Origin of the sequence: Chryseobacterium sp. NFX27, from assembly GCF_049887855.1 — a bacterium.
Classification (GTDB): domain Bacteria; phylum Bacteroidota; class Bacteroidia; order Flavobacteriales; family Weeksellaceae; genus Chryseobacterium.
In genome coordinates, this window is sequence record NZ_JAGEKK010000001.1 from 458457 (window position 1) to 482426 (window position 23970).

Sequence of the window (23970 nt, forward strand, 5' to 3'; positions counted from 1 at the left end):
AGATTTAGATAAAAAGACTAAGCAGTCACCATCTAACTTCTAATCTCTAATTTCTAACCTCTACTATTAAAGACATGAAACTCCTTGGTGAGTTCAAGATATTGGTCCGAGTATTGTCTCGGACTTTTTTCTATTATAAAATCAGATTCCTCAATTACCTCTTTTACAAAGGAAAACTCAAGAACTAATCTTTTAGTCTTTGAATTTTCAATTCCTTTAATATTAACTTTCCGATTTAAGAATAAATGGTTTTCTGATGCTGTTTCAACAAAGATTCTTCCGGCTTCAGCAGGAATAATAACCGACAAAACACCATGATCAGACAGAAGTTTTGCAGAAGCGGAAATAAGCTGCTGAAAATTCAGCTCTATGGTCTGTCGTGCTATTTTATCTTTATCAGATCCGGATTCTTCGAAATAAGGAGGGTTTGAAACAATCAGATCAAATTTCTTTTCTGTTTCAAAAGCTTTAAGATCCTGATGGATATTTTTCAGCCTTGAATGAAAAGGCGAATGTTCAAAATTGGTTTTTGTAAGCCATGCAGCAGCAGCATTGATGTCAATTCCCAGGAAAGAGGCGTGGGAATTTCTCTGAGCAAGCATTAATGAGATAAGACCGGTTCCTGTTCCTATCTCTAAAACTTCCGAAGCATTCTCTACATCCGCCAGAATACCCAGCAAAACACCGTCTGTCCCTACACGAAAGACGTCTTCTGACTGCTGAATTTCAAAATATTTAAATTTAAAAGGCTTCACTATAAGTTGGTAGGTAGTGTAATAGTAAATGTAGACCCCTTCCCTACTTCTGATTTCACTGCGATTTCTCCTTTGTAATCTTCGACCATTTTCCTTACCATAGAAAGCCCAAGTCCCATACCGCTGTTTTTAGAAGTGAAATTAGGTTCAAATATTCTCTCGTACATATTTTCAGAAATCCCGATCCCGTTGTCCTGCACGGAAATCATTACTCTTCTCTGATGCTGCTCCACATCGACGTTAATGATCAGTTTACGTTCATCACTTTGGGCCTGCTTTGCATTGGTGACCAGATTGGTGATGATCCTGGAAAGATAAATTCTATCCATATTGATCATGATATTGCCTTTGTTGGAGTGCATAAAAATACCGTCATCATTAAAAACACGCAGAATATCTTCAACTTCAGTATTAAGATTGATCACCTCATTATTTTTTTCAGGAAGTTTTGCAAATTCTGAGAAAGCTGAAGCAACAGTCGCAATCAGATCAATCTGATCTACCATGGTTTTGCTCATCTGTTTTACCCTTTCTCTGATGTTCGGATCTTCAGGATCAAATTTTCTCTCAAAATTCTGAATGGTAAGCTTCATTGGAGTAAGAGGATTTTTCACCTCATGGGCTACCTGTTTTGCCATTTCCCGCCAGGCTTCTTCAGACGCTTTGAAACGCAGTCTCTCTTTCTGGTCCTGGATCTGCAGGATCATCCTGTTATAAGCTCTTGCCAATGCATTAAGCTCATCATTTTTATAATACCTGATAGGCCGCATTTCATTTTCAAACAATGTAATACGGGTGATCATATCAGAAAATTTAGTGATATTTTTCGCCAGGCTGTTAGATGTTACCCAGCTTATCCAGATACTGAACAGAATCAGGAAAATATCGACCAATAAAATATATTTAATATACTGATGAAGAACATCAAGATAGGCAGATTCATTATGATACAAAGGAATATATACAATTCCTATAGGTTCGAGCTCATTATTTTTTAAAAGAAGATAAGACGAGGTACGGCCTGCATCTTTAGTTTTATCATACCCCTTAATATCAACTCTGGAATCGGTGGCCAGAATTTTATTGACAATATTGAGCGGGATGGTTTTCTGGTCAATAAGGCTTTCATCTTTATTGGAGAGAAGGTAACTTCCCCTCAGGTCATAGATTACAATATCGTGCTGGTTGATATCTGCTATTTCAAAAATCTTATTTCCTAAGACCTGTGGAAGATCCTCGGTTTCAACAAGAGTACGGCTGACTGCATAATCCAGGTATCTCATCACCGCATTGGTCTTCTCCTGCATGTCGATATTACTCTGCTGCAGGGAATTATTTCTTAAAACAAAATACGGGACCAGTGATGTAGCAACAACACTTAAAAAACATACGAGTAAGAATCCGAAAAACACCCGGTTCCTTAAGCTGTATCCTCTGTATTTACTTACTGGCATCCTACTTTTTAATTAACCTAGCAATATACTTACCAATAATGTCAAATTCTAAATTAACTTTATCTCCGATTTTAAGATGCTGCATATTGGTAAACTCCCAGGTATAGGGAATAATTGCTACAGAAAACTGTGTATCTTCACTTTTGGCTACCGTAAGGCTTATCCCGTTTACCGTAATGGAACCTTGTGGAACCGTTACAAAACTGCCGTCGTCTTCATATTTAATGGTAATAAAATAGCTTCCGTCTTTATTTTCAATTCCTGCAACTTCACCTGTTTTGTCAACGTGTCCCTGTACAATATGTCCGTCCAGTCTGCCATCCATTTTCATGCATCGCTCAAGATTTACCACGGTACCCAGATCCCATTTTCCAAGATTGGTCTTTTCGAGTGTTTCATTGATCGCCGTTACTACATATTGATTATCTTTAATCTCAACAACTGTCAGGCAACACCCGTTATGAGCAAGGCTTTGATCTATTTTCAGCTCGCCAGTAAAAGGGCATGTTAATGTGAAATCTATGTTACTTCCTTTTTCTTCAATCTTTTCAATAACGCCAACTGCTTCAATAATTCCTGTGAACATATTATTTTTTGCTAAATTTGTAAATTATAATCTTCAAAGATAATCAAAATGAGCCCAAAAAACCATAAAGTACGAGTAGGAATTTCAATCGGTGATTTTAACGGCATCGGTCCGGAGATCATCATGAAGTCCCTGAGTGACAAAACCATCACGGATTTTTTCACGCCGGTGATTTTTGGCTCGGGAAAGTTATTTACCTTCCAGAAAAACATTTTCAAGCTGAATCTGAATTTCAATTATATCAATGAAGCCTCACAGGCTCAGGCAGGAAAACTCAATATGGTAAATCTTACCAAGGATAATGTGAATGTAGAATTGGGTGTTCCTACAGAAGAATCTACCAAAATGGCTATTGATTCCCTGGAACTGGCTACCGAAGCCTTAATGAAGGGAGAGATTGATGTACTTGTTACAGCGCCTATCAACAAAGATGAAATGATGAAAATGGGTTTCAAACATGCAGGACACACAGGATATTTTGAGGAAAAGTTCAGTAAAAAGGGGCTGATGTTCCTGGTTACGGAAGGCCTGAAAGTAGCTGTTTCCACCCATCATATCCCGATCGCCAATGTTGCAGAAAATATTTCTAAAGAAAAAATAAAAAAACAGATCAGAGCATTAAACCAAACGCTGATCGAAGATTTCTGTGTACAGAAACCGAAAATCGCAGTATTGGGACTGAACCCTCATGCAGGAGACGGAGGCGTGATTGGAAAAGAAGAGATTGAGATCATAGAGCCGGCAATAAAAGAGCTTTCAGATAATGGAATACTGGCGTTTGGCCCCTATCCTGCTGACAGTTTTTTCCAACCTAATAAATATAAAAGTTTTGATGCTGTTTTAGCAATGTACCATGATCAGGGCCTTGCCCCATTCAAAACATTAGCCTATGAAGAGGGTGTAAATTATACGGCAGGACTTCCATTTATCAGAACTTCTCCGGACCACGGAGTGGCCTACGATATTGCCGGAAAAAACATGGCTGATGAGCAGAGTTTTACAGAAGCGATCTTCACTGCTATTAAAATTTTCAAGAACAGAAGTGAATATAACGATCTGATGAGCAATCGTATGCAGCCTAGAAAAATGGTTGTAGACAATGGAGTAGATGAAGATCTTCCGGACGAAAACGAAGGATAAATTGTTAAAACAAATTTTAAATTAATTTGTTATGGATTTTATTTGTTATTATAAAAAAATTGCATATTTTTGCACACTCATTTTATGGACAAGTTAAGAAACTATGACGTAAGCTTTTCCGGACTTAAAAACGGAAAGCACGTGTTCAAATTTGAGATAGATAAAACGTTCTTTCAATTATTTGACACTGAACAGGAATTTACAAATCCTAAAATAACAGCAGATGTTTTTCTTGAAAAGCATACTACATTTTTAGAATTTGAGATCAAAGTACACGGAACAGTAGAGCTCATTTGTGATATCACAAATGATGAATTCGACTATCCTATTGAAAACGAGATCAGAATTTTGGTGAATTTTGGTGAAGAATACGACGACAGCAATGAAGACGTCATTACCATCCCAGCCTCAGATCACGCCTTCAATGTGGCACAGCTGATCTACGAAAACGTACAGCTTTCTATACCGATGAAAAAAATTTCACCGAATGTAAGCGAAGAAGATCTGGAAATTCTAAACAGGTTCAGTCCAAAAGATATTGAAGAGCCTGAAGAGGAAAATAATGACAGCGATCCCAGATGGGACGCGCTGAGAAAGTTAAAAGACAATAATTAAATAAAATAATTTAAATATGATGAGATGATGAATCTCATCGCTCATCAATTAAAAAAGTTATTCAAAATGGCACATCCTAAGAGAAGACAGTCGTCCACAAGAAGAGATAAGAGAAGAACTCATTATAAAGCAGTAGTTCCTCAATTAGCGAAAGATGCAACAACTGGTGAACTTCACCTTTACCACAGAGCTCACTGGCATGAAGGAAAACTTTACTACAGAGGTAAAGTAGTATTGGAAAAAGAAGTAGCAGCTACAGAAGAAAACTAAAGAGTCGCTTTTCACTGAAAAAGCCTCATTTTAATACAAAAACCGCCCAATTTTGATAAAATTAGGCGGTTTTTTGTTGTTTTTTGTGTTTTTTTGGTATCTTTGGAACAAAATCAAATATCAAATTTATGGACATTAAAGACATACAAAATCTTATCAAGTTTGTATCTAAAGCTGAAGTTTCAGAAGTAAAATACAAAACTAAAGATTTCGAAATCACTATTAAAACTCCATTAGCCGGTAGCGATACGGTTTATGCACAGCCAGCAGTTTACCATGCAGCTCCTCAGTCTGCAGCTCCTGCTCCTGTAGCAGCTCAGGCAGCGGCTCCTGCTGAAAAAGCAGAAGCAGTGTCTGATGACAGCAAATATGTGGCTATCAAATCTCCTATGATCGGTACTTTCTACAGAAAACCTTCACCGGATAAAGATGTCTTTGTAAATGTAGGTGACGAAGTTTCTGCAGGAAAAGTAGTTTGCGTAATCGAGGCAATGAAGTTATTCAACCAGATCGATTCTGAGATCAGCGGAAAAATCGTGAAGATTTTGGTAGATGATGCTACTCCGGTAGAATATGACCAGCCTTTATTCTTAGTAGATCCATCTTAATTTAGAAGTTAGATGTTAGACATTAGATGTTAGACTTAATTCTGCATTCAAAATAACATTATCTAATTTTCAAATTATCTAATTTTCAAATTGAAGAAGATGTTCAAAAAAATATTAATAGCCAATCGTGGCGAAATTGCAATGCGTATTTTACGTACCTGCAAAGAAATGGGGATAAAAACCGTTGCGGTATACTCTACTGCAGACAAAGACAGTCTTCACGTAAGATTTGCTGATGAAGCAGTTTGTATAGGTCCTGCTATGAGTAAGGATTCTTACCTTAAAATTCCTAATATTATTGCGGCAGCAGAAATTACGAATGCTGACGCTATTCATCCAGGTTACGGATTCCTGTCTGAAAATGCCAATTTCTCCAGAATCTGTCAGAAAAACAACATCAAGTTTATTGGTGCTTCTCCTGAACAGATTGAAAAAATGGGTGATAAAGCAAACGCCAAAGCAACGATGAAAGCGGCAGGAGTACCATGTGTACCCGGTTCTGACGGATTAATTGAATCTTACGAGCATGCTGTAAAAGTAGCTGAAGAAACAGGATATCCTGTAATGATTAAGGCTACTGCTGGTGGTGGTGGAAAAGGAATGAGAGCCGTATGGAAAGCTGAAGACCTTAAAGATCACTGGGAATCTGCAATTCAGGAAGCTGTGGCAGCCTTCGGAAACGGAGGAATGTACATGGAGAAACTGATTGAAGAACCTAGACATATCGAGATCCAGGTTGCAGGTGACCAATTTGGTAAAGCGTGTCACCTTTCTGAAAGAGACTGCTCTGTACAGAGAAGAAACCAGAAGCTGACTGAAGAAACTCCTTCTCCGTTCATGACCGATGAACTTCGTGAGAAAATGGGTCAGGCTGCTGTAAAAGCTGCTGAATTTATTGGATATGAAGGCGTGGGAACTATTGAATTCCTTGTAGACAAGCACAGAAATTTCTATTTCATGGAGATGAATACGAGAATTCAGGTGGAGCATCCTATTACTGAGCAGGTAATTGATTATGACCTGATCAGAGAACAGATTCTTCTTGCTGCAGGAACTCCTATTTCAGGAATCAACTACTACCCTAAACTACACTCAATTGAGTGCAGAATCAATGCTGAAGACCCTTATGCAGACTTCAGACCGTCTCCGGGGAAAATTACAGGTTTAAATATCCCTGGCGGACATGGAATCAGAGTAGATACCCATGTATATTCAGGATATAGTATTCCTTCCAACTATGATTCAATGATCGCTAAGCTTATTACTACGGCTCAAACCCGTGAAGAGGCTATCGCTAAAATGAAGCGTGCACTGGAAGAATTCTATATTGAAGGGGTAAAAACAACTATTCCTTTCCACAGACAGCTGATGGATAATGAAGATTATCTGGCCGGAAATTATACGACAAAATTCATGGAAGATTTTGTAATGGACAGAAAATATGATAATCACTAAGATTATTGATAGATAAATTTAAACTGCCTCAGAAACGAGGCAGTTTTTTTATGCCTGATTCTGAATTGAAAAATATTGATCCGCATTTTAAAAAATCTCTTCAATCATCCTGTCTATCGGGAGTCCATCAAACCTTACAATAAAAACATATAAATAACTGATTACCAACAATCAATTTACCTAACACTTGTTAGTCGAAGAATTACGACACTTTTTAATTTTTTCTCAAAAACTTTTTCATGATAATATAATTACTTCTAAATTTGGTGACATAAGATATCAAATCACACAATATTAACATTTAAAATTTACTAATCATGGCAGAAAGAAATTCAAGAGGAATTCTAAAATTCAACGGCGGTGAAGGACAGAAGTTATTAAAACTTAACTACAGTGTATCCCGTTCTACAGACGTATCAGGAAGAGTAGCATCAGATCCTTCTAATGCACTTATTAAAATTACAGTAGAAGCTACGGAAAAATCAGATATCCTGGAAAGTCTTCTTAACGGAAAATACAAGCCTACAACCGGAGAGGTTACATTCAACAAGTCTCACGAAGAAGGAACACTGACTACTTTGAAATGGGAAAACGGATATGTAATCCAGCACGAAGTAGATTTTGACGCAGTTGATGAAAACAGTATGTACATCAGCTTCGTAGTAAGTGCAGAACTTATTGATTTGGGTAACTCTTCTTACAGAGCGGAATGGCCTACATCTTAAGAATGTAATTTCAACATCAAAAAACAGCAGACAGAATGGTAAACCCGAAGTGAGGGAGGCTATTCTGTCTTTTTTGGATAAACTGAATATCTTTATTCTACCCCAAAAGTATAACCAAAATGATTATACTTTTATTATAAATATGAATAATGATCACAAATATTTCTTTTAACGAGTTCCTACAGATATTATTCAAAAAATTCCATGCTTACTCTTCACCGTTTCTATTTTTTGTACAAGAGTGGATCAGGTGACTTAAAAACAGATTTGTTATTCATAAATATCCTTAGTAAAAAAGATCGCGGTGTATATGGACCCATATGATAAAAGCACCATTCTAAAAATAATACAAACCATCCGGAAAGATAGAAAACCTACATTGCCGGATCAGGAAAAGAAATATTTTCTAAAACAGCATCCCATAGCCTTAAAATATACTTCAAATCCCAAGGTGTACTGTATTATGTTTTTGTTCATGCATCTCATTAATAATGCTTAAATTTGTCGAAAACCGAAACATATGTCAACAGCAGCAACAGCAAAAAACTCACAGTATTTTATTGACCTTGAAGACAAACATGGAGCCCATAACTATCACCCTCTTCCAGTGGTTCTCGACCGAGGTGAAGGCGTTTTTGTATGGGACGTGGAAGGCAAGAAATATTATGATTTTCTTTCAGCATATTCTGCTGTGAACCAAGGGCATTCCCACCCGAAAATTGTAGCAGCTTTAGTAGATCAGGCTCAAAAGCTGGCCCTGACCTCAAGAGCATTTTACAATTCAAAATTAGGTGAGTACGAGCAAAAAATCACTTCCCTTTTTGGATTTGATAAGGTACTTCCTATGAATTCCGGGGCTGAAGCGGTAGAAACAGCCGTAAAATTAGCCAGAAAATGGAGCTATGAAGTAAAGGGAATTTCAGAAAATGCAGCTAAGATCATCGTATGCGAAAATAATTTCCACGGAAGAACAACTACCATTGTTTCTTTCTCCAATGATCCCGATGCTAACCAGAACTATGGACCTTTCACTCCAGGATTCATCAAGATTCCTTACAATGATATTGCAGCATTAGAAGATATACTGAACAAAGAAGCAGGAAATATCGCTGCATTTTTAGTAGAGCCTATCCAGGGTGAAGCCGGTGTGTATGTTCCGGACGAAGGTTTCCTGAAAAACGCTTCTGAATTATGTAAAGAACATAATGTACTATTCATCGCTGATGAAGTGCAGACCGGTATCGCAAGAACTGGACAGCTGATTGCCTGCCATCATGAAAATGTACAGCCTGATATTCTTATTTTAGGAAAAGCCCTTTCCGGAGGAATGTATCCTGTTTCTGCAGTGTTGGCCAATGACAGCATTATGAACGTGATTAAACCGGGACAGCACGGTTCTACATTCGGAGGAAATCCTATCGCATGTGCCGTAGCTGTAGCAGCATTGGATGTGGTGGCCGATGAAAAACTGTCCGAAAGAGCAGAACAGCTGGGCCAGCTTTTCAGAGCCGAAATAGAAAAAATCATTGAAAGAAACAGTCTTATTACCAAAGTAAGAGGAAAAGGTCTTTTGAATGCTATTTTAATTAATGATACTCCAGACAGCTCTACAGCATGGAACCTTTGTCTGCAGTTAAAGGAAAATGGTCTTCTTGCAAAACCTACCCACGGAAATATCATCAGATTGGCACCACCTTTGGTTATTACAGAAGAGCAGCTTTTAGACTGCGTCAGAATCATTGAAAAAACTATTACAGAATTTCGTTAATGAAGTTATCAGTCTGTTATATTGTTTTAAATGGAGAAAGAGTCATTGAAAAAAGTATCAGCAGCGTCTACGAGATCGCTGATGAGATTATAGTCGTTGATTCTTTTTCCACAGACAAAACTGAGGAAATCTGTACAGGGTTTCCAAAGGTAAAATTTTTCAGAAAAAAATTTCACGGCTTCGGCTGTCAGAAAAACTATACCCTGTCTGAAGCTTCCGGAGAGTGGATCCTTTTTTTGGATTCCGATGAAGTTCCTGATAAAAGAGCTGTAAAAGCTATTAAAGAAATTTTAACGAGTTCCAGTCCTGCCTATAATGTATACGAAATTCACTTCAACAATATCCTGCTGAAGACAACCATCAAATATGGTGGCTGGGGTAATGTGTGGAGAGAAAGATTCTTCAGAAAAGGCCACGGAAAATACTCTGATGATCTGGTGCATGAATGCTTCATTACACAGGATAAAAAAGGAAAGCTTCCCGGAAACATCGATCACTACACATATAAAAGTATTGCCCATCATATTGAAAAAATCAATACTTATACACAGCTGATGGCAGAAAAAAAAGTCCTGAACGGAAAATCAGTATCTCTTTTTAAGATCATTTTTTCCCCGTTCTATGATTTTATGAGAACCTATTTCTTTAAGCTGGGCTTTCTGGATGGTGTTGCCGGTTTTTATATCTCGATTACCGGAGCATTTTACACCTTTCTGAAGTATATAAAAATTAACGAGATCCATAAATTTAAATAATATTTCGGATTAAAATAAACAGCCGGCTCAATGTATTGAAGCCGGCTGTTCTGTTTCTTATCATTCTCTATACGAGTAATTATTATATACATTTATTTAATTTACAAACAATTCTCTTCGCATTTTATCTTATTTTGACCTGATTCCGGAATCAGAAAAAATGCTTAAAACCAATTTTATCGAAAGAAAACCATGGGATTCCATTCAGTAAGAAATCCAAAATATTTACCGTGTATTGCTTATTTATAAATAAAATGGCCTTGTTTAATTTAAAAAATCAACTGAATGCTTACAAAGCCTTTATTTATCATTGTACTTAGCTTTAATCTGTATTTTGACCTCAGATTATTTTAATGTATTTTTAAGCTAATGCATTCAGTATTTAATTAATTTTGAATCTTGTAACAGATGTCTTTTTTTATAGACTCATACATTATTCAGGAATCATTTAGTCAGTAATAAACAATAGAATTATAGCCCGTAAAATAATTTTATAGACATTATTCCATAAAATACGGTTTATATTCAGATAGCCATGCTCAGATTTGTTAAAAGAACACTCGGATTTTCAGGAACAAAAAGTGTCCGTATTCTCATGTATCATAAAGTTCTGCCGGAGAAAAAAATCCCCTGCAAAGATTTTCTGACGGTTTCAGCAGAAGATCTGGAACAGCAGTTTAAATACATTAAAAATAATTATAACACTTTATTTTTTAATGATCTGAAGACCAACAGCCAGCTGAAACAGAAACTCATTCTTACCTTTGATGATGGCTACCTCAACAATCTTCAGTACCTGGTTCCATTATTGGAAAAATATTGTTTGAAAGCCACCATCTTCATTCCAACCGAACTTATCCAGAAAAGTGAAACGGATGAAAACCGCCAGCTGATGACATTTGATGAGATCAGGTCACTTAATCCTGAAGTCGTTGAAATTGCACTTCACAGCCACTCCCATAAGAACTATTCACAGATTTCACTACAGGAAATAGCAGACGATATTCATAAAAATATCCGTACCCTGGAGGAAAAAGCAATTCCTTTTACCAAGGTACTCGCCTACCCCTACGGTAAATTTCCTAAAAAAGGAGAACAAAAAAAAGAGTTTTTTTCTATACTCGAAAAGGCAGGAATTATTTCTGCAGTACGCATCGGCAACAATATCGCCTATTATCCCTGGAGAAATAAATTTGAGATCAAAAGGATTGACATCAGGGGTGGCGACAGTTTCGATGTATTTAAGTGGAAATTAAGGCTCGGAAAGATTAAACTTTAATTCAGCAGCTCACTGTAAAGTTTTTCGTAAGCTCCGGCCATTTCAAGATACCCGAACTTCATGGCTTTCTGCTTTAATTGTGAAGCATATTCATCGGCTCTGGAACCGTAAATCTGCATTCCGGATGCATAAACCTGCTGCATATGCTCCGCTGAAAAGTTATCAAAATAAAAAGCCAGATCTCCTCCAATTTCAGGGAGACTTGTTAATTTACTTAAAAAAACAGGTTTCCCAAAATACATAGCTTCCACGGGAGGAATTCCAAAACCTTCTGCCAATGAAGGATGACAATACGATTCGCAATGCTGAAGAAGAAAATATTTTTCGCTATTATCTATATTTTCCAGAATGTGTACCCTGCTTTCCAATCCCAGTTTTTTTATTTTCTCTAAAAACTTCTCTTTATAGGCAGATTTTGCAGATGAAGTTACCAGAACAAGGTCTCTGTCATTTTTTGATATAAGATCCAGCAGTACTTCCTGATTTTTTTTGGGGAAAAGCACCCCAATATTTAAAATATATTTCTTCCCGATAAAACCGTAACTGTGCTCAGAAGCGAATTCTGTAGTTTCAGGAAAAATAAGTCCGTTGTAGATCACTTTTACTTTAACATCGTTTTTTAAAGTGAAAAGTTTCCTGTTCTTAAGAAAATCTTCTTTTACGAATTCTGAGATACAAACGATGGCATCTGCATTACCTAGATTTTTCTGAACCAGTTTTGTATATTTTTTCACTTTTTGTTCTGTGCTTCCATCGTGAAGAAAATTAAGATCATGAAGTGTTACTACTTTTTTCTGTTCCTCTTTTACGGTATGAAAATATTTTGAAAGCTGATGAGCTGTATGGATCAGGGAAAAAGATTGAGTATTTATTGGAAATTTCTTCTGCCAGAACTTCCAGTCAATAATATTAAAGTTTTTTTTCGTCTGCGGAATATTTTTTTTAGGCCCGTAAAAAGTATACTCAAAATCAGAGGTTCTTTCGTCCAGACCCCTTATCAATGAAATACATACGTTGGCAATTCCCGACTTCGGGTACTTTAATCTTTCGGCATCAATAAGGATTTTTTTCTGCATTCCGCTCAGGCTTTTCATCAAAAATATAAATTTAAATATGAATTTTTTATTTTTGCAGTATGAAAATTTGTTTAATCAGCTTCGATTTCTGGCATTATGATGAACACATAGTGGAGAAACTGAGTGATAAAGGCATTGAAGCATGCCATATCAACATCGGAGCCTTTACCCACAAAAACACTGGAGAGCGTATAAAAAACACGTTCAGTAAGATTTTTCTGGGCAAAAACCCGAAATATCACAAAAGACAAAGTTTCATACTGGAGTCTCTGGAAAAAATAGGACGACAGGATCAGATTCTGGTCATCAATCCTGAGGCTATTGACGAAAGTATCCACCAGAAGATCAGAGAATATACAGACCGGAACATTGCCTACCTGTATGACAGCATGGCCAGGAACCCGGCCACCCATCTTCTTCATTATTTTGACACGGTATTTTCTTTTGATGATGAAGATGTGAAGAACTTCGGATTCGAAAAGATCACCAATTATAATTACCTCGACTATATTCCTGCGGAAAAGCAGCGTCCGAAGCTGGACCTGTTCTACATCACATCTTATGATCAAAAAAGACTCTCTGCGCTGAATCTGCTAATCAACCGTATACATCCTATGAAAATAAAATTCGAGGTTTATATGGTCGGTAAAAAAGGCTGGAAAAATAAACTGAACCAAATTATTGATAAGAAGAATATTAATATTTTAAAGTTCGGAAGAAAAAAAATACCTCATCACATACTGCCTGCCTATTATAAGAACACCAAAGTCATTCTTGATCTGATGCGTGCTGACCAGACCGGACTCAGCTTCAGGATATTTGAAGCCATGGCGCTGGAAAAGAAAATTATCACGGATAATCCTACGATCAAAAACTATGATTTTTACAATCCTCATAATATTCTGGTACTGGATAAGAATTTCCGTAATCTGAAAAAAGATTTTTTCACTACACCATACGAAAAGCTGCCGAAAGAAGTTTATGATAAGTATACTCTCGACTATTGGGTGAACACTGTATTTAAACTGAATTCATGAAAGAAATAAAAAATGTACTTATTGTAACCAGGGAATATCAATCTTCCCGCACTCCTAAAGTAGGCGGTACAGGAGTTTTTTATAAAAATCTATGTACAGAGCTTGTAAAGAGAGGGATCTCAGTACATGTTTTCCTGATCTCAAAATATGTATTTGATATAGATGAAGACGGTGTAAAAATTCATTCAATTAAAGATATTTTCAAGGCTAATCCTCTTCTTGAACTGGTAAGATCTTTTACAGGAAAACTGAAAATCCTTGAGCAGATTCATTTTAAAACCTATTTATCCGAGAAAAAAAACATCTCTGATCAGATCACTGCCTGGATCAGGAAGAACAGCCTACATTTTGATATTGCAGAAACCCACGATTTCGACGGGCTGGCACTTTCTATCCCTAAAGAAATCCCCTATGTGATCAGATGCCACGGTTCCTGGTCTGTTCTGGAAAAATATTTCGGCTACAAAAAAGTTCATAAGGGAAGAGTTTTCTGTGAAAAGGAAGCTTTTAAAAACTCAGAAAACTTCATTACGATATCCCGGTACAATGAGACGATTAATAAAAGTCTGTTCGGCATCAAAGATCCGAAACTCATTTATAACGGCATTGATGAAACATTCTATAAACCTGCAGAAAATGCAGAAATTATTCCTGAATCTGTATTTTTTTTAGGAAATGTTTCTTTTGAAAAAGGCGCAGAAACCTTGATCAGTGCTTTTATCAAACTTAAGAAAAATCATCCGCAGGCATCACTCCATTTTATAGGAAAACCTAATCATTATCCGGACTATATCACTGAGAACATTCACGATATAGAGATCCGGAATTCGGTTCATTTTTATGGCAATAAACCGGGTACAGAAATTGTAGAGCTCATCGGGAAAGCGGAGGTGGTCTGCTTCCCCTCCAGGGGTGAAAATTTTAGCTTATCTTTGCTTGAGGTAATGGCCATGCGGAAGCCTGTTGTATGTTCTGCCATAGATTCCTTTAAAGAAATTATAGAGGAACCCGTGAACGGCCTGATTGCTGAGGAAGAAAACTTCCACGAAAAGATAAGTCTTATTTTTAAAGACAATGATCTAAGAAACAGGATATCAGTCAATGCACGAAAATTAATAGAATCTAAATTCGGCATTGATATGATGGTGGATGAAACCATAAGTTATTATACTGAAATTACAGAAAGACATCTATAATTTCAAGAGAAATAACGACCGAAATTCTTAGTTCATCTTAAGTTTTAGAATATGAATGCGCAAGAACAAATTGAAAATTTAGAAGAACAGCTTAAAGCACTTAGAAAAAAATATTATATCAAGTCTTTTTTCAGAAAAGCAAAAAGGCTCGTAACAGATTTTTTGCCGCTGGATTCTATTCCGTCTGAATACTGTACGGAAAGAATTAAGATCAGTGAAAAACAAGAGGCAGAAATTTTTCTTCCCAAAACTTTTTATGCGCCTCAAATTTCTGTAAAAACACCTAAAAATGCTGTAGAGATTTTTGCACTTCAAAATGTACTCTGTATTCCTAATTCCACGTATTTTTTAAATCTGAAAAAGGATAAAATCTTTTACGAAAAATGGCATGATGATGACAGGATTACTTATGTATACAATACCACCAATTTAATCCAACATTCCATGACTCTTGCAAAAGTAAAGAATTATAAGAATGTGTATTATGATGATGAAGCTATTTTTCTGGGGGGAACTTTTACTTTCAATTATTATCATTTTCTGGTTGATATTCTTTCTAAAGTTGAGTTTTTTAAGTATATCCCCGACGCTAAGAATAAACTGATTATCATAGATGAAGAAGTACAGAAAGTTGACAATCTGAAAGACCTTCTGATGTTTTTTCTGAAGGATTATAAAATTGTATTTCTCAGCAACAATAAAAACTATTATCAGTTCAAAAAATTGTGGCATATCAGCAGTGTTAATTATGCCATCCCGAATATTATGCCTGGTGAAAAATATGAAGCTGGATTTGCAAAATTATCGGAATCTTCTCTGCAGTATCTTAGAAAAACAGCCTTTGATAATCTAGACATGAGCAAGGTCCGCATCGAGCCTATTAAAAAAGTATTTATTTCAAGAAGGTCCCAGTACAGGAAATATAATGATCAGGAAATTTTTGACACAGCAAAAAAATATGGGTTTGAAGAAGTTTTCTTTGAAGACCTTAATATCCACGAGCAGATCTACCTGGTTAACAAGGCTGATTATATCATAGGACCAACAGGAGCAGCATGGACGAATATTCTTTTTACCAATCCGGGAGCCAAAGGATTAATTTGGCTTAGTTCCGTTTGGGGGGATTTTGCTATTTTCTCTACATTAGCAAAAGAAATAGGGCTCGATTTATACTTTTATATTTACCCTCAGACCAGTAAGGATTTTCATGAAGATTATAAATTGGATCCTGAAATTTTCTCAAATGAATTAAAACAAATGCTAAACTTATGATAAAAATACACCCTACTGCAGAAGTCCTGAGCAAATCTATTGGTGAAAATACAATGATATGGCAATACTGCGTTGTGCTTGCCGATGCCGTAATAGGGGAAAATTGTAATATCAACTATAATGTTTTCATAGAAAATGATGTTTATATTGGGAATAATGTCACTATAAAACCGGGAGTACAGATATGGGATGGAATTTCTATTGAGGATGATGTTTTTATAGGGCCCAATGCTACTTTCACCAATGACAAACACCCTGTATCAAAAAATAAAAATTTTACCTTATTAAAAACCATTGTCAAAAAAGGAGCCTCTATTGGAGCCAATGCAACGATACTGCCAGGAATTACCATTCATGAGAATGCAGTGGTAGGAGCAGGAAGTGTTGTGACAAAAGATGTCCCTGCCGGAGAAACATGGTTGGGCAATCCGGCAAAAAAGCAAATTATATAACTGCCTGAAAAATCTAATGATATTTTATTAAATCGCTTCATTGATTATTTGGCTTAGCTTTATTATCAAGATAACTCTAAAACATACTTGTATCTAGATTGTTCATAGTATCAATCATGTCGTTTTATAATTAGTTTGATACTGAATTTTTTATTTTTGCAGTATGAAAATTTGTTTAATCAGCTTCGATTTCTGGCATTATGATGAACACATAGTGGAGAAACTGAGTGATAAAGGCATTGAAGCATGCCATATCAACATCGGAGCCTTTACCCACAAAAACACTGGAGAACGTATAAAAAACACGTTCAGTAAGATTTTTCTGGGCAAAAACCCGAAATATCACAAAAGACAAAGTTTCATACTGGAATCTCTGGAAAAGATAGGACGACAGGACCAGATTCTGGTCATCAATCCTGAGGCTATCGACGAAAGTATCCATAAGAAGATCAGAGAATACACAGACCGGAACATTGCCTACCTGTATGACAGCATGGCCCGGAACCCGGCCACCCATCTTCTTCATTATTTTGACACGGTATTTTCTTTTGATGATGAAGATGTGAAGAACTTCGGATTCGAAAAGATCACCAATTACAATTACCTCGACTATATTCCTGCGGAAAAGCAGCGTCCGAAGCTGGACCTGTTCTACATCACCTCTTATGATCAAAAAAGACTCTCTGCGCTGAATCTGCTAATCAACCGTATACATCCTATGAAAATAAAATTCGAGGTTTATATGGTCGGTAAAAAAGGCTGGAAAAATAAACTGAACCAAATTATTGATAAGAAGAATATTGATATTTTAAAGTTCGGAAGAAAAAAAATACCTCATCACATACTGCCTGCCTATTATAAGAACACCAAAGTCATTCTTGACCTGATGCGTGCTGACCAGACCGGACTCAGCTTCAGGATATTTGAAGCTATGGCGCTGGAAAAGAAAATCATTACGGATAACCCAACCATCAAAACGTATGATTTTTACAATCCTCATAATATTCTGGTACTGGATAAGAGTTTCCGTAATCTGAAAAAAGATTTTTTCACTACACCATACGAAAAGCTGCCGAAAGAAGTTTATGATAAGTATACTCTCGACTATTGGGTGAACACTGTATTTAAGCTGAATTCATGAAAGAAACATTTGTGATTCTACAACCGGAAAGCAAGTCACTTCTATGGAAAAAGGCCGGTCGAAATTGTACAGATCAGAAGTAATCTGTCCTCTTTTCAAGGAAGGGATTTTAACTTATCTTTGCTCTGGTAATGCCTTGCAGAAAGCCCGTTTTATGTTTGATATAGATATCATAGAAGAACCAGTAAAACGGTATGATTGCTGGAAAATGAAACGTCATTATGATAAAAAAAAATAGAAAGAATATTCTTTTCAACTCGTTATTCTTAATTTCAATTATCTTCCCCTTAATTTATCTCTCATACACTTTAAGAGATACTTTTCTGGATGATTCATATATTACACTTACCTATTCGAAACATTTTTTTCAAGTAGGGAAACCGTGGTACAATATAATAGACACGGTTCAGGGAAATGGCCAGACCAGTATATTATGGATGCTTATTCAAAGTCTGTTTTTCAATTTTGAACACCTCAACCCTGTTTACATAAATAAAAGCATTGGATTAATCTTTTCTTTGGTATTGCTCTGGCCGCTGTTCCGCAGTTTTAAGAATCAGAATTCTCTTTTAATTAAGATATGTATATGGGCGTTTTCTATTTTTTTTAGTATTTGGATGGCTTTCAACATTTCTCACGGCTTAGAAACAATTCTTTTTGCTGTCATTTTATTTCTTTTTCTGAAATACAGGAATCAGAATATTGCTTTCATTTTAGCATTTATGCTCCCATTTATCAGGCCCGAATCTATTGTATTCACACTATTTTTTGTAATTGACACTAAACTTTTTAGTAAGATTTTTTATCAAAGAGCCGTATGTGTTCTGGCTTCCTTGTTATTCTATCTTTTATATACTGTTTATTATTACGATATATTAATTCCTCTCCCTTTCTTACTAAAAAACATTAGAGAATTTTCATATGTCAAGCTTATGAATTTCATCACTATTGTAGCCATATTTTCTCCCATCATCATCTTTGCTTTAAAAAATTATAAAACCAAATTGGTTTTTTATGCTCCATTATTTTTCTTTATCATCTATTATTCCTTCTTCATAGATGAGGTTATGAACTTTTTTGATCGTTATAGATTTCCATTGTTTGTCTATTATATTTATTTCTTAAGGTATGAAACCTTAGAAGTTTTTAGAAATAAAAAACTAAATATTGCCTTACTGGTTTTAAGTATTGCCGGAATTTTTAATTACTGCAAGTATCTGGATTCTCACAGATCTTTTTACGTAGACTCCTATTCGAATGCGATGAAGAATGGGCCGTTATATATAGGAAAATACCTGAAGAAAATATCTTCAAATGAGCATAGGAAGTTTAAAGTAGTAAACTCTGATGCAGGAGCAATAGCTTTTTTCTCGGACTGTTATTTATATGATACATGGGGTTTGAATAATGCTACTTTATTACTCACTAAAAAGAAAAAAGACTGGAATGCCTATCTTACTTATCTAAAAAAAACAGATCCTGATTATATCATTCTTATTTCGAAAGATGATCATTCTTTTAACCCAAAACTTGATTTTGAAGAAAAGATATTTAAACAATTTTCGCTTCATACAAAACAGCCTGTTTTGGTAAAAGAATTTACTCCTGGATATTATTATTTTTTATATAAATTACATCATTAATATTTACAGCAACATACTTTCCTACCTAAAGTTAAAAAAATGAACAATCCGCCACTTGTAAGCCTCATCATCATCACCATGAATCATGAAAAGTTCATTGAACAGGCATGCTTGTCCGCTATTTCGCAGACCTACCCTAATTATGAAATCATTCTGCTGGATAATGCTTCAAAGGATAAGACTTTTGAAAATGCAGAGCGCGTGCTTTCCCAATTTGGTCAGCATTATAAGATGATCAGGAATACTGAAAGCTTCGGCGTAGCAAAAAATATTAACATTGCAGTTTCCAATACTTCAGGAGAATACATCTCCATACTTTCAGGAGATGACTGGTTTACGGAAGATCACCTTTCAGAAAAAGTATCATATATTAAAGAAAACCCTGTAGACTTCATTCTTTCAGACGGTTACAAATATTATCAGTCTGAAGAGAAAATGACAGATGCCTATACTCCGAAAGAGAAAAAGCAGATCATGGATAGCCTTAATAACTTTTTCCATGAAAACGTTTCTGAAAACAAAACCGCCAATGTAGGAACATTTGTAAAAAGAGAACTTCTTGTGGATTATCCGTTTGATGAAAACATCAATACTGAAGACTGGGATATGAATCTGAGACTGACTTCCAAAGGCTATAAAATTGGATTCATCGATAAGAAACTATTCTATTACAGGATACTTTCCACCAGCCTTTCCAGAAACTGGAAGCTAATGAAAGATTCCTATGAAAAAGTGACCCATAAATACATTGACTATATAAAAGCAGATCAGGAGCTTTATAAAAGATACAGGCTTAAACTTATTCATTTCAAGTACGAAATCCTTTTATCAGAAACAGATTCCGAATCTGAGAAAAACAGACTGCAAACGGAATGGAAAAAAGAAAAGTACAGAATTAAGTATAAAAATCCTGTTTTATTCTTCAAACTGCTGATGCTTAAAAATAAATAAAAAAGGATGGAGTGAATTTTCGCTCCATCCTTTTTACTGTCAAGAATCAAAAAAACCAACAACGGGAGTCTAAATAATCCTTAAAACGTATAATTTTAAGTAAATTTGCACCAAAATTTTTATTGAAATGGAGAAAGTAAGAGTTCGTTTTGCTCCAAGTCCTACCGGACCTTTGCATTTGGGAGGCGTAAGAACCGCATTATATGATTATCTTTTTGCCAAAAACCAGGGAGGTGAATTTGTACTTCGAATTGAAGATACGGATACGGCAAGATATGTAGAAGGAGCTGAAGACTATATCGAAGAAGCTTTAGAATGGTGCGGAATCATTCCTGATGAAAGTCCTAAGAAAGGAGGGAAATTTGCACCTTACAGACAGTCTGAAAGAAGGGAGATCTACGACAGATATACGGAGCTGATCCTGAAAACAGACTATGCCTACATCGCTTTTGACACGCCTGAAGAGCTGGATGCCATCCGTGCTGAATTTGAAGCGGAAGGAAATGTTTTCTCTTATGACAACAAAACCAGAAACCGACTGAGAAACAGTATTGCCCTTTCTGAAGAGGAAGTTCAGAAATTACTGGATGAAAAAACGCCGTATGTGGTAAGATTCAAAATGCCGGTTGACAGAACATTAAATCTTCAGGATATCATTCGCGGAAATTCTTCTGTAAATACGAATACACTGGACGATAAAGTTTTGGTAAAAAACGACGGAATGCCGACCTACCATTTTGCCAATATCATTGATGACCATGAAATGGAAATTTCCCACGTAATCCGTGGCGAAGAATGGCTGCCGTCTTTAGGACTTCACACTTTATTATACGAAGCGATGGGCTGGGAAGCTCCTCAGTTTGCCCACCTGTCTTTAATTCTGAAGCCTGATGTATCAACTTTAATTAATAAAGATAATATTGACAGCATCACAAAATCTTTTGCAGAAGAATTCGTCTTGAAAAACAGCCAGTTTTCTTTTGAGGAATCAGCGGCACTTATCAAATCATTCTTTGCAGAAGTAAAAAGCCCGAGATTTAAATCAATGCTGGGCGAAAACGATAAAGATAATTCATTAACAGCTTCTGTAAAGCAGTATTTAAAGAAAGGGCTTTCCGGAAAACTGAGCAAAAGAGATGGTGACAAGTTTGGATTCCCTGTATTCCCACTGGATTTCAAGGATCCTTCCACGGGAGCTGTTTCCAAAGGATACAGAGAAAACGGATATCTTCCTGGCGCATTCATCAATATGGTCGCTCTGTTAGGCTGGACTCCCTCAGATGATAAAGAAATTCTGTCACTGGAAGAAATGGGCAAAGAATTCGATCTTCATAAAGTACATAAGGCAGGTGCCAGATTCAGCAAAGAGAAATCCGAATGGTTTAATCATCAGTACATTCAGATGGAGTCTGATGATGAGCTTCTTCAGATGTTAAAAGATACAGATCTTAATCTTTCCAGTGTTTCTGATGAAAAATTAATAAAGATCATCGGTTTGATGAAAGAAAGAGCTACCTTTCCTAAAGATATTTACGAAAACGGGAAGTTTTTCTTCGAAGCTCCGGTTTCTTATGATGAAAAAGCGTCTAAAAAAGCCTGGAACGAAGAAACATCAGCTATTTTAGGGGAATTGGCCGAAAATCTTGCAGCTACTGAATTTACCTCAGAAATCCTGAAGCAGGCAGTCCACGATTTCGCGGAAAACAAAGGCCTGGGAATGGGAAAAGTGATGATGCCGCTGCGTTTATCTTTAGTAGGAGAACTGAAAGGCCCGGATGTTCCGGATATCATGGAACTGATTGGAAAAGAGGAAAGTATCTCCCGAATAAACAATGCTATCAATAATTTTAAATAGTTTTTCATAATTTTTCATAAATTTGAAAGATTTAATTTACTTCAAGAAATGGAATATTTAAGTTTCGAACTTCCTATAAAAGATCTGATGGATCAACTTCAGACTTGTTCTTTAGTAGGAGAAGAAAGTGGTGTTGATGTAAAATTAGCATGCAGCCAGATTGAGGATAAGATTTTAGAAAAGAAAAAAGAAATCTACGAAAATCTTACCCCTTGGCAGAGAGTACAACTATCCCGTCATCCTGATCGTCCTTATACAATTGACTATATCAACGGAATGGTTGATAAAGGAAGTTTTCTGGAACTTCACGGAGACAGAAATTTTGCAGACGACCCTGCAATGATCGGCGGTCTGGCCACATTGGACGGCCAGAAAATAATGATTATAGGAACCCAGAAAGGGAGAACGACCAAAGAAAGACAGTACAGAAGATTCGGAATGCCTAATCCTGAAGGATACAGAAAAGCTTTACGACTGATGAAGCTTGCGGAAAAGTTCAAAATCCCTGTAGTCACTTTAGTAGATACACCGGGAGCTTATCCTGGGTTGGAAGCTGAAGAAAGAGGACAGGGTGAAGCCATTGCCAGAAATATTTTTGAGATGGTTCAGCTTAAAACTCCAATTTTCACCTATATTATCGGTGAAGGAGCTAGTGGCGGAGCTTTAGGAATAGGTGTGGGAAGCAAGGTATACATGCTTGAAAATACATGGTACACTGTAATTGCACCGGAAAGCTGTTCTTCTATTTTATGGAGAAACTGGGATCACAAAGAAGATGCGGCCAACGCATTAAATCTTACCCCAAAAGATGCTTTAAGAGAAAAATTCATTGACGGTATTATTGAAGAACCGCTTGGTGGAGCTCAATATGATCCGGAAACAGCTTATCTGAATCTGAAACATTCGATTTTACAGAATATCAAAGCTTTTTCGAAATTCTCAGGACAGGAACTTGAAACCCAAAGGCAGGAGAAATTCATTGCAATGGGACAGTTTAAAGGATAAAAATAAAAAACGGTTAAGAAATTTCTTAACCGTTTTTTTATAGTTTAGTTTTTTCTTACTTATCTAATCTGCTACATTAAGGGCAATTTCAATATCCTGAGTAACCTTCTTGATCGAAGAATATTTGGCATCGCACACCATGGTAGTCAGTACATATTCGCCTTTATCTATCAGAATAAAGTTCTGACCTTTTGCCGGAACAGTCAAGTTATAATATTTTTTTCCGCTTATTTTTACGATCAAGTTGCAGGTTGACCTGTTCTTGATGTTAATATAAGCTTCATTTTTATTCATATCATTATTGAAAAGATGAGTAAGCATTGCTGCCGTTTTTTTATTGGATTCACTGGGTCCTGATTTGGCAACACCCGCTGTTTTGGCTGAACTTGCGGAAGCATAACTTGCCAGTCTTTCTTCCTTCAAAGCATTGATAGCATCATTCACTTTATCTGTTTTTTTGGTATTATTTTCAACAGATGCTTTATTGGTGGAGATCACTTTACCACTGTTCAGTTCATTGTTTTGAACAATTTTCTCAATTTTTTCCTTACTGATCGGTTTAATGGTAGGTTTGGCTTCAGGGGAATTATCAGCCATAATCATATCAATAAGTTTTCTTTTAAAATAATCTGTTTTGGCATGTCCTGGATTCTGTTTCAGAAAACCGGCGATCACTCTGGCCTCTTTTGAAGCTTCAGCATCCTGCTCTGTATAGATGATTACCGTTTCTTTTTCTACAACAGCTTTGGATTTCGATTTCTTCTTTTTTTGGGAGAAACCTAAGGTAAAAATGCATAGAAATATAAGTAGAAAGATTTTTTTCATTAATTAAGTCTTAAAAATAATATTAAATATATCAATAACGTGAAAAGTCATTTTTTAGTTTATCATTAAAATCATTATCTTTGCACTGCTTTAAAATTAAGCTAAAA

At 36.1% G+C, this 23970-nt stretch carries 23 protein-coding genes; 18 read left to right on the forward strand and 5 right to left on the reverse strand.

Going from position 1 to position 23970, the window contains the following annotated elements; translation table 11 throughout:
* Positions 1-53 precede the first annotated feature (53 nt).
* The 3 genes from J4Q03_RS02170 to J4Q03_RS02180 are packed head-to-tail and all read right to left on the reverse strand — an operon-like array spanning position 54 to position 2795.
* On the reverse strand, positions 54-755 hold the full coding sequence (locus J4Q03_RS02170; protein WP_426046579.1) for a tRNA1(Val) (adenine(37)-N6)-methyltransferase: 702 nt from the start codon (positions 753-755) through the stop codon (positions 54-56).
* Positions 755-2209 (reverse strand): ATP-binding protein, encoded by a 1455-nt coding sequence (locus tag J4Q03_RS02175; protein ID WP_426046580.1) that lies wholly within the window; start codon positions 2207-2209, stop codon positions 755-757. The genes J4Q03_RS02170 and J4Q03_RS02175 overlap by 1 nt, the downstream gene beginning before the upstream one ends.
* A gap of 1 nt (position 2210) precedes the next feature.
* On the reverse strand, positions 2211-2795 hold the full coding sequence (locus J4Q03_RS02180; RefSeq protein WP_426046581.1) for a riboflavin synthase: 585 nt from the start codon (positions 2793-2795) through the stop codon (positions 2211-2213).
* 48 nt (positions 2796-2843) lie between these two features.
* On the opposite strand from J4Q03_RS02180, the gene pdxA reads away from it, so the two are divergent.
* The 9 genes from pdxA to J4Q03_RS02225 all read left to right on the forward strand — a co-directional run bounded on the left by pdxA (position 2844) and on the right by J4Q03_RS02225 (position 11410).
* Positions 2844-3935: a 4-hydroxythreonine-4-phosphate dehydrogenase PdxA gene (gene pdxA / locus J4Q03_RS02185; protein WP_426046582.1), complete on the forward strand. Its 1092-nt coding sequence runs from the start codon at positions 2844-2846 to the stop codon at positions 3933-3935.
* A gap of 84 nt (positions 3936-4019) precedes the next feature.
* Positions 4020-4550, forward strand: coding sequence for a YceD family protein (locus J4Q03_RS02190; RefSeq protein ID WP_426046583.1), 531 nt, complete (start codon positions 4020-4022; stop codon positions 4548-4550).
* A 66-nt stretch (positions 4551-4616) separates the two neighbouring features.
* Positions 4617-4820: a 50S ribosomal protein L32 gene (rpmF, locus tag J4Q03_RS02195; RefSeq protein WP_002976251.1), complete on the forward strand. Its 204-nt coding sequence runs from the start codon at positions 4617-4619 to the stop codon at positions 4818-4820.
* Positions 4821-4948: 128 nt separating this feature from the next.
* Positions 4949-5428 (forward strand): acetyl-CoA carboxylase biotin carboxyl carrier protein, encoded by a 480-nt coding sequence (gene accB, locus J4Q03_RS02200; protein ID WP_426046584.1) that lies wholly within the window; start codon positions 4949-4951, stop codon positions 5426-5428.
* Between the two features lie 99 nt (positions 5429-5527).
* Positions 5528-6883 (forward strand): acetyl-CoA carboxylase biotin carboxylase subunit, encoded by a 1356-nt coding sequence (gene accC / locus J4Q03_RS02205; RefSeq protein ID WP_426046585.1) that lies wholly within the window; start codon positions 5528-5530, stop codon positions 6881-6883.
* A gap of 317 nt (positions 6884-7200) precedes the next feature.
* Positions 7201-7608 (forward strand): type VI secretion system tube protein TssD, encoded by a 408-nt coding sequence (gene tssD, locus J4Q03_RS02210; protein WP_116014198.1) that lies wholly within the window; start codon positions 7201-7203, stop codon positions 7606-7608.
* A 520-nt stretch (positions 7609-8128) separates the two neighbouring features.
* Positions 8129-9376 (forward strand): ornithine--oxo-acid transaminase, encoded by a 1248-nt coding sequence (rocD, locus tag J4Q03_RS02215; RefSeq protein ID WP_426046586.1) that lies wholly within the window; start codon positions 8129-8131, stop codon positions 9374-9376.
* Positions 9376-10131 carry a glycosyltransferase family 2 protein gene (locus J4Q03_RS02220; RefSeq protein WP_426046587.1) on the forward strand — a complete coding sequence of 252 codons (756 nt, stop codon included), beginning with the start codon at positions 9376-9378 and terminating at the stop codon, positions 10129-10131. The genes rocD and J4Q03_RS02220 overlap by 1 nt, the downstream gene beginning before the upstream one ends.
* 535 nt (positions 10132-10666) lie before the next feature.
* Positions 10667-11410, forward strand: a complete 744-nt coding sequence (locus tag J4Q03_RS02225) for a polysaccharide deacetylase family protein (protein WP_426046588.1) — start codon at positions 10667-10669, stop codon at positions 11408-11410.
* Here the strand turns inward: J4Q03_RS02225 and J4Q03_RS02230 are convergent.
* Positions 11407-12504, reverse strand: a complete 1098-nt coding sequence (locus J4Q03_RS02230) for a glycosyltransferase family 4 protein (RefSeq protein WP_426046589.1) — start codon at positions 12502-12504, stop codon at positions 11407-11409. The genes J4Q03_RS02225 and J4Q03_RS02230 overlap by 4 nt on opposite strands.
* Before the next feature lie 41 nt (positions 12505-12545).
* Between J4Q03_RS02230 and J4Q03_RS02235 the strand changes: the two genes are divergently transcribed.
* The 9 genes from J4Q03_RS02235 (at position 12546) to J4Q03_RS02275 (ending at position 23038) form a co-directional block, all read left to right on the forward strand.
* A complete protein-coding gene (locus J4Q03_RS02235; protein ID WP_426046590.1) occupies positions 12546-13523 on the forward strand; it encodes a hypothetical protein in 978 nt (325 codons plus the stop codon).
* Positions 13520-14719 carry a glycosyltransferase family 4 protein gene (locus J4Q03_RS02240; RefSeq protein WP_426046591.1) on the forward strand — a complete coding sequence of 400 codons (1200 nt, stop codon included), beginning with the start codon at positions 13520-13522 and terminating at the stop codon, positions 14717-14719. Before J4Q03_RS02235 ends, J4Q03_RS02240 begins: the two co-directional genes overlap by 4 nt.
* Positions 14720-14770: 51 nt before the next feature.
* A complete protein-coding gene (locus tag J4Q03_RS02245) occupies positions 14771-15991 on the forward strand; it encodes a glycosyltransferase family 61 protein (RefSeq protein ID WP_426046592.1) in 1221 nt (406 codons plus the stop codon).
* A complete protein-coding gene (locus J4Q03_RS02250) occupies positions 15988-16443 on the forward strand; it encodes a DapH/DapD/GlmU-related protein (RefSeq protein ID WP_426046593.1) in 456 nt (151 codons plus the stop codon). The genes J4Q03_RS02245 and J4Q03_RS02250 overlap by 4 nt, the downstream gene beginning before the upstream one ends.
* 163 nt (positions 16444-16606) lie before the next feature.
* Positions 16607-17584: a glycosyltransferase family protein gene (locus J4Q03_RS02255; RefSeq protein WP_426046594.1), complete on the forward strand. Its 978-nt coding sequence runs from the start codon at positions 16607-16609 to the stop codon at positions 17582-17584.
* A 932-nt stretch (positions 17585-18516) separates the two neighbouring features.
* The gene (locus tag J4Q03_RS02260; protein ID WP_426046595.1) at positions 18517-19227 is read left to right on the forward strand and encodes a hypothetical protein; all 711 of its coding nucleotides are present in this window, start codon (positions 18517-18519) and stop codon (positions 19225-19227) included.
* Positions 19228-19266: 39 nt separating this feature from the next.
* Positions 19267-20178 carry a glycosyltransferase family 2 protein gene (locus J4Q03_RS02265; protein ID WP_426046596.1) on the forward strand — a complete coding sequence of 304 codons (912 nt, stop codon included), beginning with the start codon at positions 19267-19269 and terminating at the stop codon, positions 20176-20178.
* A gap of 127 nt (positions 20179-20305) precedes the next feature.
* Positions 20306-22033, forward strand: coding sequence for a glutamate--tRNA ligase (gene gltX, locus J4Q03_RS02270; protein ID WP_426046597.1), 1728 nt, complete (start codon positions 20306-20308; stop codon positions 22031-22033).
* Between the two features lie 48 nt (positions 22034-22081).
* Positions 22082-23038, forward strand: a complete 957-nt coding sequence (locus J4Q03_RS02275; protein ID WP_426046598.1) for an acetyl-CoA carboxylase carboxyltransferase subunit alpha — start codon at positions 22082-22084, stop codon at positions 23036-23038.
* Between the two features lie 63 nt (positions 23039-23101).
* On the opposite strand, the gene J4Q03_RS02280 is transcribed toward J4Q03_RS02275, so the two are convergent.
* Positions 23102-23863 carry a DUF6759 domain-containing protein gene (locus J4Q03_RS02280; protein ID WP_426046599.1) on the reverse strand — a complete coding sequence of 254 codons (762 nt, stop codon included), beginning with the start codon at positions 23861-23863 and terminating at the stop codon, positions 23102-23104.
* Between the last annotated feature and the right edge of the window lie 107 nt (positions 23864-23970).